The sequence below is a fragment of the Aquimarina atlantica genome (assembly GCF_000626715.1).
GTDB lineage: Bacteria > Bacteroidota > Bacteroidia > Flavobacteriales > Flavobacteriaceae > Aquimarina > Aquimarina atlantica.
This window is the reverse complement of sequence record NZ_AQRA01000007.1, coordinates 262,832-278,237: the sequence shown is the minus strand read 5'-3', so window position 1 is coordinate 278,237 and position 15,406 is coordinate 262,832. Positions and strand designations below refer to the sequence as shown.

General features: G+C 32.5%; 19 protein-coding genes. 9 read left to right on the top strand and 10 right to left on the bottom strand.

All coding sequences use genetic code 11. From position 1 onward, the window contains the following. Positions 1-25 precede the first annotated feature (25 nt). The 3 genes from coaD (at position 26) to ATO12_RS17315 (ending at position 1,425) form a co-directional block, all read left to right on the top strand. Positions 26-481, top strand: a complete 456-nt coding sequence (gene coaD / locus ATO12_RS17325) for a pantetheine-phosphate adenylyltransferase (protein WP_034244145.1) — start codon at positions 26-28, stop codon at positions 479-481. 9 nt (positions 482-490) lie between these two features. Then, on the top strand, positions 491-880 hold the full coding sequence (locus ATO12_RS17320) for a VOC family protein (RefSeq protein ID WP_034244142.1): 390 nt from the start codon (positions 491-493) through the stop codon (positions 878-880). 86 nt (positions 881-966) lie between these two features. Continuing rightward, positions 967-1,425, top strand: coding sequence for a GyrI-like domain-containing protein (locus tag ATO12_RS17315; RefSeq protein WP_034244139.1), 459 nt, complete (start codon positions 967-969; stop codon positions 1,423-1,425). Positions 1,426-1,505: 80 nt separating this feature from the next. On the opposite strand, the gene ATO12_RS17310 is transcribed toward ATO12_RS17315, so the two are convergent. Then, positions 1,506-1,880, bottom strand: coding sequence for a hypothetical protein (locus ATO12_RS17310; RefSeq protein ID WP_034244136.1), 375 nt, complete (start codon positions 1,878-1,880; stop codon positions 1,506-1,508). A 41-nt stretch (positions 1,881-1,921) separates the two neighbouring features. Continuing rightward, the gene (locus tag ATO12_RS17305) at positions 1,922-2,239 is read right to left on the bottom strand and encodes a roadblock/LC7 domain-containing protein (RefSeq protein ID WP_034244134.1); all 318 of its coding nucleotides are present in this window, start codon (positions 2,237-2,239) and stop codon (positions 1,922-1,924) included. A gap of 194 nt (positions 2,240-2,433) precedes the next feature. Here ATO12_RS17305 and ATO12_RS17300 point away from each other — a divergent pair, with 194 nt between their 5' ends. Next, positions 2,434-2,736: a hypothetical protein gene (locus ATO12_RS17300; protein WP_034244131.1), complete on the top strand. Its 303-nt coding sequence runs from the start codon at positions 2,434-2,436 to the stop codon at positions 2,734-2,736. Between the two features lie 223 nt (positions 2,737-2,959). On the opposite strand, the gene ATO12_RS17295 is transcribed toward ATO12_RS17300, so the two are convergent. Genes ATO12_RS17295 through ATO12_RS17285 form a run of 3 tightly spaced genes read right to left on the bottom strand, consistent with a single transcriptional unit; the run spans position 2,960 to position 5,299 of the window. Continuing rightward, positions 2,960-3,178 carry a hypothetical protein gene (locus tag ATO12_RS17295; RefSeq protein WP_034244129.1) on the bottom strand — a complete coding sequence of 73 codons (219 nt, stop codon included), beginning with the start codon at positions 3,176-3,178 and terminating at the stop codon, positions 2,960-2,962. Next, positions 3,175-4,569 (bottom strand): radical SAM protein, encoded by a 1,395-nt coding sequence (locus ATO12_RS17290; protein WP_034244126.1) that lies wholly within the window; start codon positions 4,567-4,569, stop codon positions 3,175-3,177. Before ATO12_RS17290 ends, ATO12_RS17295 begins: the two co-directional genes overlap by 4 nt. After that, positions 4,559-5,299, bottom strand: a complete 741-nt coding sequence (locus ATO12_RS17285; RefSeq protein ID WP_034244123.1) for a prolipoprotein diacylglyceryl transferase family protein — start codon at positions 5,297-5,299, stop codon at positions 4,559-4,561. Before ATO12_RS17285 ends, ATO12_RS17290 begins: the two co-directional genes overlap by 11 nt. Positions 5,300-5,613: 314 nt before the next feature. On the opposite strand from ATO12_RS17285, the gene ATO12_RS17280 reads away from it, so the two are divergent. Beyond that, positions 5,614-6,762 carry a hypothetical protein gene (locus ATO12_RS17280; protein ID WP_034244120.1) on the top strand — a complete coding sequence of 383 codons (1,149 nt, stop codon included), beginning with the start codon at positions 5,614-5,616 and terminating at the stop codon, positions 6,760-6,762. Positions 6,763-6,893: 131 nt separating this feature from the next. Here the strand turns inward: ATO12_RS17280 and ATO12_RS17275 are convergent, their stop codons facing one another. Then, positions 6,894-8,735 carry a SulP family inorganic anion transporter gene (locus ATO12_RS17275; protein WP_034244117.1) on the bottom strand — a complete coding sequence of 614 codons (1,842 nt, stop codon included), beginning with the start codon at positions 8,733-8,735 and terminating at the stop codon, positions 6,894-6,896. Positions 8,736-8,896: 161 nt separating this feature from the next. On the opposite strand from ATO12_RS17275, the gene ATO12_RS17270 reads away from it, so the two are divergent. Beyond that, positions 8,897-10,642, top strand: a complete 1,746-nt coding sequence (locus ATO12_RS17270; protein WP_034244115.1) for a M14 family metallopeptidase — start codon at positions 8,897-8,899, stop codon at positions 10,640-10,642. A gap of 30 nt (positions 10,643-10,672) precedes the next feature. On the opposite strand, the gene ATO12_RS17265 is transcribed toward ATO12_RS17270, so the two are convergent. From ATO12_RS17265 to ATO12_RS17255, 3 genes are all read right to left on the bottom strand, one after another. Then, entirely contained in the window at positions 10,673-11,902 is a 1,230-nt protein-coding gene (locus ATO12_RS17265; protein ID WP_034244112.1) for a glycosyl hydrolase family 18 protein, read from the bottom strand. Positions 11,903-12,004: 102 nt separating this feature from the next. Next, positions 12,005-12,466, bottom strand: a complete 462-nt coding sequence (gene lysM / locus ATO12_RS17260) for a peptidoglycan-binding protein LysM (RefSeq protein ID WP_034244109.1) — start codon at positions 12,464-12,466, stop codon at positions 12,005-12,007. Between the two features lie 67 nt (positions 12,467-12,533). Further along, positions 12,534-13,142: an NUDIX hydrolase gene (locus ATO12_RS17255; RefSeq protein WP_034244108.1), complete on the bottom strand. Its 609-nt coding sequence runs from the start codon at positions 13,140-13,142 to the stop codon at positions 12,534-12,536. An 8-nt stretch (positions 13,143-13,150) separates the two neighbouring features. On the opposite strand from ATO12_RS17255, the gene pyrE reads away from it, so the two are divergent. Together pyrE and ATO12_RS17245 are read left to right on the top strand one after the other, a co-directional pair. Then, positions 13,151-13,792, top strand: coding sequence for an orotate phosphoribosyltransferase (pyrE, locus tag ATO12_RS17250; protein WP_034244107.1), 642 nt, complete (start codon positions 13,151-13,153; stop codon positions 13,790-13,792). Between the two features lie 15 nt (positions 13,793-13,807). Beyond that, on the top strand, positions 13,808-14,200 hold the full coding sequence (locus ATO12_RS17245) for a hypothetical protein (protein ID WP_034244105.1): 393 nt from the start codon (positions 13,808-13,810) through the stop codon (positions 14,198-14,200). Here ATO12_RS17245 and ATO12_RS17240 read toward each other — a convergent pair whose 3' ends face one another. Next, positions 14,201-14,932: a biotin--[acetyl-CoA-carboxylase] ligase gene (locus ATO12_RS17240; RefSeq protein ID WP_034244103.1), complete on the bottom strand. Its 732-nt coding sequence runs from the start codon at positions 14,930-14,932 to the stop codon at positions 14,201-14,203. A gap of 90 nt (positions 14,933-15,022) precedes the next feature. Between ATO12_RS17240 and rsfS the strand changes: the two genes are divergently transcribed. Then, complete coding sequence (rsfS, locus tag ATO12_RS17235) at positions 15,023-15,394, top strand: ribosome silencing factor (protein WP_024770761.1); 372 nt, start codon at positions 15,023-15,025, stop codon at positions 15,392-15,394. The last annotated feature ends 12 nt before the right edge of the window (positions 15,395-15,406 follow it).

The window sequence follows — 15,406 nt, the reverse complement described above, 5'->3', positions numbered from 1 at the left end:
TATGTACAATAACTAATAATCACCAATGAGAAGAGCTGTTTTTCCCGGATCATTTGACCCCATTACATTAGGACATTATGACATTATCGAAAGAGGTCTTACCCTATTTGATGAAGTTATCCTTGCTATAGGCGTAAATTCTGAGAAAAAATATATGTTTTCTCTTGAAGAACGAAAGCAATTTATCGAAGAAGCTTTTAAGAATGAGCCTAAAATTAAAGTAATGACATATAAAGGGCTAACTATTGATTTTTGTAAACAACAAAATGCCGATTTTATATTAAGAGGTCTTCGCAATCCAGGTGATTTTGAGTTTGAAAAAGCTATCGCCCACACCAACAGAAAAATGTCGGATATCGAAACGGTATTTTTATTAACCTCTTCTGGCAAAAGTTATATTTCCTCTTCTATTGTTCGTGATGTAATTCGTAATGGTGGAGATGTTTCAGAATTAGTACCAGATACGGTTCGTGTAAAATAACACGCTAATATGAACAGAAAAATAGGAGCTATCGCTCTGGTTGTAAAAGATTATGATGAAGCTATTCAGTTTTACACAGAAAAGCTCAATTTTAAACTTATAGAAGATACCAGGCTTGATGACAAAAAACGATGGGTCCTTATTGCTCCTAATAATCGAACCGAGACTACGATTCTTCTGGCTCGGGCAGCTACTCCTGAGCAGGAAAAAGCAATTGGAAATCAAACAGGTGGTCGGGTTTTTTTATTTCTTCATACCGATGATTTTTGGAGAGATTACCATACTATGAAGTCTAAGGGAGTTTTGTTTCTGGAACAACCGCGAGAAGAAGCCTACGGAACTGTTGTTGTTTTTGAAGATTTATACGGTACCAAATGGGACTTACTTGAGTTAAAATAATGCAAATTATAAATCCTTCCTGACATACCTTTGTCACTATCTGCATTTAGTTTTGTCGTACTATTAATTTCTAACATCAAATAATTATGATAAAAACAAAAATCGAACCTTTCTGGATCGTTGGAATTTCGGTACGTACAACTAAAAAAAACGAACAATTTGCAGAAGACATTCCTAATTTATGGAATACTTTTATGTCTGAAGGCACAATGCATAAAATCCCAAATAAACTTGAAGATTCTATCTATGCCGTATACACAGATTATGAAAGCGATCATACTGAAGCATATACGACTATCATAGGATGTAAGGTTGCAAGCTTAGATACTATCCCACCAGGAATGACTAGTGTAAAAATCGAAAGAAGTATCTATTCTCGATTTACGGCCAAAGGAGACATTACCAAAGGTGTTATTTATGATAAATGGACCGATATTTGGGAAATAGATTTGGATAGAACCTATACCACTGATTTTGAAGTATACGGAGAAGAAGCCGTAAATCCTAAAGATGCCGAAGTAGATATTTTTGTTGCAATTGAATAAAGTTATATAAAAAAAGACTTCGCAATGTTAACATTGTGAAGTCTTTTAAAGTAATATTTTTACATAAAAAAGTCGTTTAATTATAGTTGTGATACTACATCTTTTTTATATTTTTTCAAAAGTGCACGTGTCATTCCTAGATTTGCTTTTGTAGAATCAACTGCCAAATAAATAAAATATTCACCGTTTTCGGAAACATCGATGATATGAATTTGACCATCAAGAGTAATTATAATATCCTGAACTTTCGATTTCAAACCTAATGCCTCGATAGCATTTTTCTTAGCTTTTACAACTTCCAAATTATAAGCAGAAGCGGTTTCAGGATCAAAATCTTTTTTATCAGAATTAGACGCATAACATACACCTGTACTTACCTCTGTAACAGTAACTGCAATATAACCTGGTACATTAGATTTAATATCATCGATGAATTGTTCTAAAAAATTTGACATAGTTTAATTTGATTTAATTATTAATAATATTTTCTATAAAATTATTTCTCTAAAGAGCTCATATATTTAAGAAGTAGCCCAAGCTTTGACATATTTTTAGATACAACTAGTATGATCGAATCAGATTTAATCCTATTTGCAACAAGAAATCCTTTTGAAGATTTAGCCATCAATTGATCAAGATCCCCTTTAAGTAAATCCTTAACCATATCACCACACATCGAAAACGCTGTTTCTATCATCAAGGCAATATTCGTATCATGTTTTGTGTCTAATGCATCTATTACATTACCATCTTTATCAGCAATAACAATGCTATCAACTTCAGTATCTTCTTTAATCTTTTTCAGATCAATCATAGGTCCAAAATTAGGGTGTTTTTATTCTCTATTTGGTAAATATAGAAACAATAATCATTTAAAAAAATTCTTTCGTCGTTTTTTTTTACTTTTAAACGATTATTCGTATCTTGTGCTAAATGTATTTTGTAGAAAAATTCCTACAAATAATTAAATTGACAAAAAATCTAACAATATAAAATGATGTCTAAACTATGACGCTACTTAATCTACCAAACCCTGAACTAAAGGCAATTCTAAAAACTCGAAAAGAAAAGTTTAATTCCTACAGGGTAGGAAAAAAACAAGTCTCTCAAAACATCGAAGATGCTTCTACTGAGGATATTTCTGAAGTAATAGAACGGTTAACTCAAAAGGAAGCAGAAATTTCTTCTAAAAAGAAGAAAAAATCTGGTGCTAACAATTCTGCAAACTCGACAGATACCACTAAAGCTACAAAAACATATACCGAAAAAATAAAAGGAGGCTATTTTGGAAAAAGAAGAAGTCGTTTTTAGTATGATTTCTATCTTTAGTATTGATGATATACGAACTTATAAAAACATTAATAAGGTTTTGTAAATCAAATGGTAAACTAATATTTTCTAATTCACTTACCACTATGGGTCGTGTTTCTAAAAACGAAGCGATTTAATTATAATCTAAGAAATCGTTTCTAATAAACAAACATAAGCTTACTATAGGTCGTTTTGTTATACAATTACTTATAACAGTTTCATCTTAAAACCCAGCCATAAGAGCTCCACAGATTCCTAATCCTACAACAAGGTATACCCCAGCAAGGATAAAGAAAATTTTTCCTGCTTTTCGGTTTTTAGTTTTAAATAAGATCAGGCCTATAATCGAAAGAAATATCGGAGGGCCTAAGAGGATTAAAAGAATTAAATACACTAATCCATCGAGGTTACCTACTTCTAAAAAAATGGTATTTGCAATCATATCGTTTCTTTTCTTAATCGTTCTAAATACTCCTGCTTATCATCTCTGTAAAATAAATTCATCGTTTCAAAAGGAATAATTTTGTAATCCTTATTTACAATATGCACACAAGACTTTTTAATCGCTCGTACATCAAAATTATGAGCATCAATAAATTGCATAATTATAATTCTAAACAGATTATCATATCCCAAATCGGGAGCATCGATTTCTGGTAAACAGCACATTATAGATTTTAGATTTTCTGAAGCTGTTTCTACAGAATTTCCGGTACTAAATAGCTCCAGGACTTTACCATGTAATGCTTCGTCCTGCTCATATACAATTGTATTTTTACCATTATCCAACAAATCTGCTGGATTAATATATCGGGTAAGAGGTAGGATTCCATCTTCATTTTTTAAAGCATATCCCATAACCAAGGCATCTGGATTACAAGGTACAGGGATAAGATCATCGGATTCAAAAACAGGAAATTGTTCTAAAATCTTTCTTCGTACTTCGGTCAATGTAATTCTATCGGTTTGAGCATCAAAATCTTCTAATCGACCTGCTATTTGAGTGGGCTGAAATGTAACACCTCTCACACATCTTTGTTGTGTAGCAAATGTTAGTATATCGCCAATTAGAGCATCATTTAATCCTTTTTCTAAAGTCACCACCAGAGTAGTCGATAGATTTACACTATTTAAGTTATCTATTGCTTGTTTTCTAATTTTGGTAAGGTCCTCTCCTCTCAATTTTTGCAAAACTTCGGCGTCTAATGCATCAAACTGAAGATAAATTTCGAAATCCGGCATATAGCTTGCTAACTTCTGGGTGAATTTAATATCCTTGGCAATACGTATTCCGTTCGTATTTACCATTAGATGTCGGATGGGCAATTGTTTAGCATAGTCTATAATTTCGAAAAACTGAGGGTGTATTGTAGGTTCTCCCCCACTTATTTGCACCACATCTGGTTCTTTTTCGTTTTTAACTATGGTATCCAGCATCTTCTTTATTTCATCTAGTGATCGATGCCTTCCATAATGTGGGGATGAAGAAGCATAACAGGTAGGACAAGTCAAATTACACCGATCTGTTACTTCGATAATCGACAAACACGAATGCTGCTCATGATCAGGGCATAATCCACAATCATAAGGACATCCGTAATCTGTAGCTGTATTAAATTTATAAGGAAACTCAGAAGGTTTATTATAATTTCTAATGTTCTTATAATAGGCTATATCATCTGCAATCAAAACTTTTGATCTACCATGCTCTGGACATCGCTTAAGCATAAATACTTTATCTTCTTCAAAAACAATTTTGGCTTCAATCCTTTTTAGACAAGTAGGACATAAACTTAATGTAAAATCGTAATACGTATAATTTCTAGTGGGCATGTAAAAGGTTTCGAATGGTTTTTTGATAATAAATCATGCATAAGATACATAAATACTGAATACTACTAAGGCCTAGCACAAAAAAAGTATTAGGTTTCAGAAATTCAATACAAAACCTAAATAAAAAATAAGAAATCATGAAATACTTAAACAGTAACCCGCTCTCCATTTCGGATTTTGTTTGAAAATACTTCAGAATTCTCCACAAAACCAATAGAAAAACGACTTCAAATAATGCTATTGGGTATCTATAAAGACCATCTCCTAAATCCATTCCTAGAAATGAAGTAGTTTGCTTACCATATGTAAATTCTTTAACTCCAGCTAAAAAACAGCCTATTCTCCCTATGATAATTCCCAATATAATAGGAAACGTAAATAAATCACCCGAAGAGTGCTTCTCGCCGATTATTTTTTTTGCCAACTCTACTCCTAGTAAACCTCCAAAAAGACCACCCATTATAGTTTTTATACTTAATAGCCGAACTACATATTCTGGGTCGAAAGAAAAAGCCGGATGTTCTAAAAAACCAAAAAACCGAGACCCAAAAAAAGCTCCAAATACCGCCCCAATGATTATAGATAACCTATTAGATGATGAAATGGGATCCTGAGTACGTTTTTTGAGATATACATAATATCGAAATCCAATAAAGAAAGCTGTGTATTCTAAAATCAAATGGATATTCACTTTATAGCCAAAGACAATAGGTTCAAAAGGGATATCCATGCAGTACTTAATTCGATTTTATAACCGAAATATAAGTTTTATTTATAGAATTCGAATAATTAAAATTTATTCTAAACGATACATTTTTAGTAAACAACAAAATTATTTAGGAGAAATTTCCCCTAAAACACATACTTCTAACGATTAATTTTGCACTTCATCAAAATCTATAAAACCTACTTGTAAGAATAAACCTATTTATTTAATTTTCAGTAATATACAATAAAAATTCTATTTATTTATTTAATTTTTTTAGCCTCAGAAATACACTTTTTTGTTAGTTTTGCCGCACTAATTAATTAAAAACACTTTATATGAAAACAAATTACGCATTGGGGTATTGGTTCATTGCTTTATTTTTAATTTTTTCTTCTTGTAGTAAAGACGAAAATGAAGTTATTGAAAATGAAGTTATTGTTGAATCTGAAAAAACTGCTATTGAGCCAGATTTTATTAAAAATGATGGTTCTGAAGGAATAGAAGATGAATTACAATTAGAAGAAGAAGAACCTATCCTTACAACAGATATTAATTCTAAAAGCTACAGACATTGTAACTATACATTACTTACACCATCAGACGTTGATGTTGAAGCTTGTGGTGAAACTACTACTATGCCACTATTAGTTGGAACCAGAAAACTAGAAGTTGGTAGCGTTACCGTATCTAATGATGGTGAAAATCTATACTTAAATTTTGAGGCTAACGACCGTAACCTTATGAAGAAAGTGTACCTCTATATAGGGGCGAAAGAAAATATACCTTTCTACTCTAATGGGTTTCCTAATCTTCGTAAATTTAATTACAAAGCTTTTCCTTATTACTACGGGGGGATGAAAAAAGCTACTTATGTTATTCCATTATCATCAATAGATCTTGATTGTTTTGAAATCGTAGCATATTCTAAAGTATACAACAAAGATAGTCGTTGTTACTATACATCTTTTGCTTATGACAAAACTTTAGATCAGCAATATAGCTACTACGGATGGTGGAGTTGTGTTTATTATGGTGACTGGGTAAGATCATTTAGCTATTGCAAACAAGAATGTAAAGTTGAGTGTATCCAAGCATATGGATTTCATGCCGCTTGTGGATTTTGCGAAGACAATGTTTTTACTACTTTCCTAGCTCATACTTTTATCAATAGTAAAGGTGACGAAGGAGTTGACATAGAACTTCTTATTAACCCTGATGGATGTGATATTACAAACAGTTCTGATGTAGGACACATAAATATATCATCAATAAGTGATACGAAGTTAAAAATTGAGTATCAATTAAACACAGGTTATGAGATGTGTGGACTAAGTTTTGGTTATGGAGGTTCTAAGACTAGCATTACTAGCGAATATTCTAAACAATTTGATGCTTCTACGACAGCTCACAGTTTTGAAATTGACAAGCCTCTAAGTGCTAACATTTACATGATTAGCAAAGCAGAAATTACTCCAAGTAATTAAAAAACAGATCATTGTGTCTACAAAGACACCAATTTGTATATGAATAAAAAACAGGGGTATGATTTAAAAATCATACCCCTGTTTTCATTTACTAATTTATCTTTTTTTTCTGTTAGTAAGAAACCAACATTTTACTCCATTGTTTCTGCCATTACATGATACCTCGGATCATCGATATCATGCTCTATAACACTAGCTAATCTAGGAGAAGCCTTTATCATAAGAGCCTGGCACTCTTCACTAAGATGTTTAATTTTTACTTTCTTTCCTGCATCTTCATATTTTCCCACAAGATTAAAAATAGCTTCTAATGCCGAATGATCACTAACACGAGATTCTATAAAATCAATCTCTACATTTTCGGGATCATTTGCGACATCAAATTTGTTATTAAATGCCTGGATACTTCCGAAGAAAAGTGGTCCCCATATTTCATAAACTTTGGTACCATCTTCGAGGATATGTTTTCTTGCTCTAATACGTCTTGCATTTTCCCAGGCAAATACCAGGGCAGACATAATAACACCTGCGATTACTGCTATTGCCAAATCGAAAAATACCGTTAATGAAGACACTGCGATCAGTACAATGGCATCTGCCAATGGAATTTTATTAAGGATTCTAAAACTAGACCACGCAAAGGTTCCTATAACTACCATAAACATTACTCCAACCAATGCAGCGATAGGAACTTGCTCAATCAACCCCGAAGCGAATAATATAAATAACAATAATGTTACTGCAGCAACAATACCAGAAAGTCGTGTTCGTCCACCACCTTTAATATTAATAATTGATTGACCAATCATTGCGCAACCTCCCATTCCGCCAAAAAGTCCAGTAATGATATTGGCGCCTCCCTGGGCCATACATTCTCTGTTCGAATTACCTCTGGTTTCGGTTAATTCATCAATCAAATTTAAAGTCATTAATGACTCTATTAATCCAATTGCAGCAAGAATTATTGAATACGGTGCTATAAAACGAAATGTCTCCCAGGTAAATGGGATCTTCTTAAAAATATCGATCTGAAACTGTGGCAAACCTCCTTTAAGGCCTTCTCCTCCTCCATCCCTAATAAAACTACCTACAGTAGCTACATCCAATTTTCCTATAATCACTATAGCAGAAACTACAATAATTGCCAATAATGCTTCTGGAAGTTTATTTGTTAATTTAGGCAATCCCCACATGATCAATATTGTAAGCAATACTAATCCTAACATTAATAACAGTTCATTTTTAGGCAGCCAGGATTTTGCTTTCCCTTTTTTTGCAATACTATAAATCACATTATCTTTATAGTTAAAGACTACTTCTTTGGTATTGAGGTCAAAAACCTGCCCCTCATACACCATATATTTCCCTTCCTTAGAATCGATATCAGACAGCCTATTGTTTTCAAAACTAAACAAAGCCTTATTTGTCGTTATATCATATACAATATTATCTGCTCTAATTTCAAATTTTTCCTCAAGAGATTCTGTGACATACTTGTTATTATTAAATACATCCTTCTCAACTTCTTTAAACATTCCTAATTGCGAAAGGAAGATCACAATTGCCAAACCATTTACAAATCCCATCATTACGGGATGCGGGATCAAACGTACAAATTTACCCAGCTTAAAAGCTCCGGCAAACATCTGTATAATCCCCATAAGGATAACAGTTGCAAAAAGATAGTATAATCCTAATTCTTCTCCGGGAGCTCCCATTTCATTTCCTTCTGCAACAAGGGTAACCATAACAACTGCTAATGCTCCTGTAGCACCAGAAATCATACCAGGGCGACCTCCAAAAACAGAAGTGATCAACCCAATCATAAACGCAGCATATAACCCTACTAATGGATCTACCCCGGCTACAAAGGCAAAGGCAACGGCTTCGGGAACCAAAGCTAATGCTACCGTTAACCCAGATAAAATATCATTTTTAGCATTCGCTACTCTTTTTCTTACAAACTCAGTCATAGTTGTGATATTTTGAGGGTGCAAAAATACAGTTATTTTATAGCCCTACAAGTAAAACAGGGTTCATAATCACATATCTCATAAAATTATACTAAATACTTACATAGAATTTTAAAACTTGAAATCTTTAGTATATTTAGCCTTCTTTATATACAATACAGATGCGAAAAATTACTCTCATTGTTAGCTTTCTAAGCATTATTTCTTGTAATACTTCTGAAAAGCAAAATTCTCAGGATTTTGATTTCACTACTGTCTTTGAAAAAAGTAATGGAACCGAAACTCCGACATATCCAGAAGTTATTGCGTTCTATAAAAATTTGGCAGAGGCCTACCCTTCAATTCATATACAGGAAATCGGAATGACAGATAGTGGAAATCCACTACATATCGTGACACTAAATCCTGATGCTGTTTTTGATTTTGAAAAAATTAGAGAAACAAAACGCGTGCTTTTAATTAATAATGGGATTCATCCTGGCGAAAGTGATGGTATTGATGCTACAATGTTATTGTTTAGAGATATTGCCCAAGGTAAAATTAATGCTCCTACAGCTACAGTTTTAGTGACGATTCCTATATATAATATTGGAGGAGCCTTAAATCGAAATTCGGGAACGAGAACCAATCAAAATGGCCCTAAAGCATATGGTTTTAGAGGTAATGCACGTAATTATGATTTGAATCGAGACTTTATAAAAAATGACACTAAAAATGCGCAAACTTTTGCTAAAATATTTCATGTAACAAAACCTGATGTTTTTATTGATAATCATGTAAGTAACGGTGCAGATTATCAATATACACTTACTCATTTATTTACTCAACACAATAAATTAGGTGGTGAATTAGGAGAGTATTTGCATAAAGAAATGCATCCACAACTAGAGGCATCACTCGAAGCGAAAAAATGGGATATTACACCTTATGTAAATGTATGGGGAACTACTCCCGAAAAAGGCTGGACTCAGTTTATGGATTCTCCTCGTTATTCTACCGGATATACAACCTTATGGAATACTTTGGGGATGATGGTAGAAACACACATGTTAAAACCCTACAAGCCAAGAGTTGAAGGCACTTATGAACTTATGAAATCTATGATTGAAATCACAGAAAAAGATGGTGTTAAAATTCGTTCATTACGAGAAAAAACCTTTGCCAAACAAGCTAAACAAAAAGCATATCCAATACATTGGAAAGTAGATACTACGAAGGTTACTACTTTTGATTTTAAAGGATATGAAGGAGAATATATAGATAGTGAGATTACAGGAGCAAAGCGATTAAAATATGATCGGGATAAGCCTTACACAAAAGAAATAACCTATAAAAACTATTTTACTTCTACCACCAAAATTAGTATTCCGCAGGCCTATATTATTCCTAGGGGCCGATGGAGAGTGATTGAGTTATTAACCCTGAATCATGTAGAATTTAAACCGCTAGAAAAAGATTCTACAATTACTGTCGAAGTATATCATATTAAAGATTATAAGACCAGAACATCACCTTATGAGGGACATTATTTACACTACGGTGTTTCGATTAAAAAGGATATTGAGAAAGTTGTTTTTAAAAAAGGAGATCTCATTGTTAAAACAGATCAAAAAGCATTTAGATATCTTATAGAAACTTTAGAACCAGAAGCTCCAGATTCTTTCTTTAATTGGAATTTTTTTGATGCTATTTTACAACAGAAAGAAGGGTTTTCTCCTTATGTATGGGAAGATAAAGCTGCAGAATTATTAAATAACAATAACGAATTAAGAGTGCAGTTTCAGGATAAGAAAAAAGATACAGCTTTTGCTAATAACTGGTATGCGCAACTAGATTGGATACATAAACACTCTAATAATTATGAAAAAGCACATATGAGGTACCCAATATACCGAGTTTTGAAATAAATTAAGATCAAAAAAATAGGGTTTTATCTATTATTGTTGTCCAAACTTATTGGCCATAAGTTCCCATAATTCGGTATAACCATGATCATAGCCCAAAGCCCATATTCCTACTCCAGCTAGTTTTTTATGTTTAATCCAATCATATTTATAGGATAACGAAAGGCTATCATCGAACCAAAGTTGTTTTGTCACTCCTTTTTCTTCATATATACCATACTGTGTAGAGCTAATGGTATCAAAACTTATTTTATATTTTTTTGTATCAAGCAATTCTTGTGTTGTGCTATACATATCGTGAGAAATAAATTTTTCGGCTTTACTTGGTATAGGTGTATTTTGAGTTTTCCACTTACCTCCATAATAAGGTAATCCTACTATTAATTTACCTGGTTCAACACCTTGGTTTATATAATAATTCACAGAAGATTCAACGCTATGATCTCCCCAAAGCTTACTACTTTTTAATGGAGAAACTGGTCCTGCATGTTCGCTAAACCCTCCATAATAATCATACCCCATAAGTGTGTAAAAATCGATAGAAGCATCAATTGTTTTGATATCAAAGACTTTATGATAATCAACCGCATATAATGCTACCGAAATCATATAATCAGGATTTATCTTATGCAACCGATCTGATAATGTAACAATAAACTGATTAAATTCTTTTTTGTTTTTTGATGATACTCCTTCAAAATCTATGTTTATACCATTTGCTTTTCTAAGATCCAACAATACACTTAAACTATCTGCAAGAGTTTTTTGGGCTTTTGGATTCTTTAAAAACTGAGCATTTCTTTTTTCTCCAAAATTAGACACCGTGAGAAATACCTTGCAATTATTCACTTTTGCGCTATCTACCAAAGCAGTCGTTTTCCATTGATGAATATGATCATAGCTCCCTGTTCTTGCATTAACCATGTACGAAAAATAAGAAACACCCCATAATAATGAGAAATTATAACTCTTATAAGCAGATCCTTTAGAAAATATATGCCATCCAAAAGTTTTATAATCTTTATGAATACTATACCCAGATGCTGGTTTAAAATGATGAGTCATATTATTCAAACTGTCCCATTGTTGTTCTGTTGTAAAATTATAGTCAGAAAATTGTGTATAATGTGAATGATTAGGGCCAACATATGTGTTAGTAGAATCCAGATCATTAGATTTGGTTTTTTCTTTACTTTCTCTGGTATTACAGGCTATAACACAAAAAAGAATTAGAAAAAGCAGTGCTAATATGTTAATTTTCATTTTATTATCGAGTATCAAATTTTAAAACTAATTACTCCATATTAAACAAAAAGGGAGATAACAACCTCCCTTTTTTATTTCGCATTATATCTAGTTGTAATATTAGCTCATTACAGGAATTCGTAATGTTTGCCCTGGATATATCTTATCAGGATGCTCGAGCATTGGTCGGTTTGCTTCAAAAATAACATTGTATTTCATAGGATCTCCATAAACTTCCTTAGATATTTTTGAAAGTGTATCTCCACTCTTAACTACATGAAATTTAGCTTCAGGTTCTGGATTAGTCACAGTAATATTATCCTCTACGCAACCAACACAATCAATATTACCCATTGCCAAAATAATTTTTTCTCTATCTGCATTGGTTTCTGTTTGTCCTGATACGGTTATCATTTCAGAAACAGATACATCAAGACCAGAAACGGGTATACCTAATCGATCAATTTCGGCTTTTAATAAATCGGTCTTACTTTTTGGCGTTACCACTTCTTCTTTAGCTGCCTCGTCTTTAATACCAAATAGCTTTTTTCCTGCTCCTTTAATAAATGAAAATAAACCCATAATGTTTTGTTTTAGTTAGTAATTGATTATCTAGTAAAAATATTTTTAATAAAATTAAAAAACAACATTATGACAAATAATCATGAGAAAACAACAGCTTAATATTCGAATAAGAATCTTGTAAAGCTTTTTTAGCTTTTTTAGTGTTTTTCCATCTCACTTTGGTAATTCCTTCATTTTTTTGTGGTACTAACTCTCCGTTATAGTTAGTTTTCATCTCAAACCAGTATGTTACCTTTAGTCTAAACTCTCCATTTCTTTTAAAGATATGATAGCTTCGATATAAGAATTTGGTAATTTCTAATCCCGAAACGCCTGTTTCTTCTTCTACTTCTCTCATTGCTGCGGTTTCCATATCTTCCTTTTTTTCAACTTTACCTTTTGGCAGATCCCATTTTCCATTGCGACGAATAAACAAAATCTCTTTATTTTCATTATACACCTTTCCTCCTCCGGCAACTACTACTGGTAATTTCGAATATAAATGTTCTATTAGTTTATCTTCTTTTTTATGATAGAGATGATATTTTGCTTCTTCATGTATTGCTTCCTTATTTAGAATATCTCTTATAATTGTCGGAAAGCTAGCTTCTTTTATTGGGATCATTTCATAATCCTCGATCGACTTTTTTGTAGATAGAATAATAGGGGTATTATTCACAAAAACTTTATACATTTGCAACTATGATTTTTGATAAAGATACAGCAAAAAAAACTGCTGAACTACTACTGCAAATTAATGCAATTAAATTAAAACCACAAGAACCATTTACTTGGGCATCTGGATGGAAATCTCCTATCTATTGTGATAATCGAATTACGCTTTCTTATCCAGAAATTCGAAATTTCCTAAGTAAGCATCTTGCTGAGTTTATAGAAAAAGAATATGGTAAACCCGATGTAATTGCCGGAGTTGCTACAGGTGCTATTGGCATAGGGATTCTTGTTGCAGAACAATTAGACCTTCCTTTCATCTATGTACGTCCTGAAGCGAAGAAACACGGTAGAAAAAACCAAATCGAAGGTATTGTTCCAACCCATAAAAATGTTGTGGTTGTCGAAGATTTAATTAGCACAGGAAAAAGTAGTCTTAATGCTGTAAAAGCGCTAAAAGAGGCTAATGCTAACGTACAAGGAATGGTAGCTATATTTGACTACGGTTTTGATATTGCGGTACAAAATTTTAAAGAAGCGGCATTGTCTTTGCATACGTTAAGTAACTATGAAAATCTTTTGGAACAGGCAGTTGATACTAAATATATTACAAAAGAACAACAACAAACACTACAAAGCTGGAGAACAAATCCTGCCGAGTGGGATATATAACAATTTAATAACATTATGAACTTAGAAAGCCCTACTGTTACTGTAAATAAAACAGCAGAAGATGTATTCGAATTTTTAATTAAAGTTGAAAATTTTGAACAGCTTATGCCAGAAAGTAAGCAAAAATTTGAAAAAATAAGTGATTCGAGATTTCTTTTCCAGTTAAAAGGAATGCCAGAATTAGTATTAGATCAAAAAGAAAGTACGAGTCCAAGTCAGGTTGTTCTTGGAGCTGCTAGTGATAAGCTTCCTTTTACATTAACAGCAGATATTACTGATTCTGGAGATGGAAAAAGCACAGCAAAACTTACTTTTGACGGTCAGTTTAATGCTATGATGTCGATGATGATTAAAAATCCCATCCAGAATTTTATCAATACACTAATAGAAAATATAGGTAAGCTATAATTAGTACAGTAGTTTAATTTCTTTGAGGTCAAAATCCGAAATAATTTCGTCCTCTATTAAAACTTGAAGCTTACCTTCGTTGTTAATAGTCTTGATAATCCCAACAAAAGATTCACCCTTTACATCTAAAAATGTAGAGGGTTTGTTTTTTCTAAAAAGTACCGCTTCGTATTCTTTTTTAAGATCTACAAAATTAGAAACACACAGCTCAGAAAATCGTTTTTCTAATTGAACTAATAAAGATTGCAAAACTTCTTCAACATTTATACTCTGCCCTAAAACTTGTTTTAAGGACCCTGCTTGGGGTAAGTCATTAAATTCTGTTTGATTGATATTAATTCCAATTCCGATAATAGCTCCGATCATACTGCCATTCTTGACCACATTTTCTATCAAAATACCACACAATTTCTGCCTATCTGACAGAATGTCGTTAGGCCATTTTATAGACAATTTAGGTATCATAAAACGATTTAAAGTATCATAAACAGCCAGTGAGGTAGCTATAGAAACATAAAATTGATCAATTAACGGTAGTCCCTCAATAGGCATAAACACACTGCATGTGAGGTTTTCGCCGGGATTACTTTGCCAAACTGTACCCATCTGCCCCTTACCCGACAATTGCTTTCTTGCAATTACACAAACTGGAGCTGTAAAATGCTTTTCGCGATTAAGATCTCTTAGAAAAGTATTTGTAGAGTCAATGGCATCAACTTTGATTATATGCATGTATTAAGGTGTAAAAGTTTTGCAAATGTCGGACTAATACAGACATTAAAATCATAAAAAGTAATAACTTTACACAAATTAAAAAAATGCATGACTAAAAAAGAAATCGGTAACGATCAATTAATTACTCAAATATTAAAAGGTATTGAAGAAGTAAAAGGTAAGGATATCAATATTTTAGATCTCAGAGATATCGAAAATACAGTATGTAACTACTTTGTAATCTGTAACGGAACTTCTAATACGCAAGTAAATGCAATTGTAAGCTCTATCCAAAAAACGGTAAGTAAAGAACTCAAAGACAAACCTTGGCATATCGAAGGTAGCGAAAATGCAGAATGGGTATTAATTGATTATGTTAATGTTGTTGTGCATGTTTTTCAAAAACACATCAGAGAATTCTATGATATAGAAGGGCTTTGGGGAGATGCAAAAACTACAGTTATCGAAACGAATTATTAAAAAGAACACCGT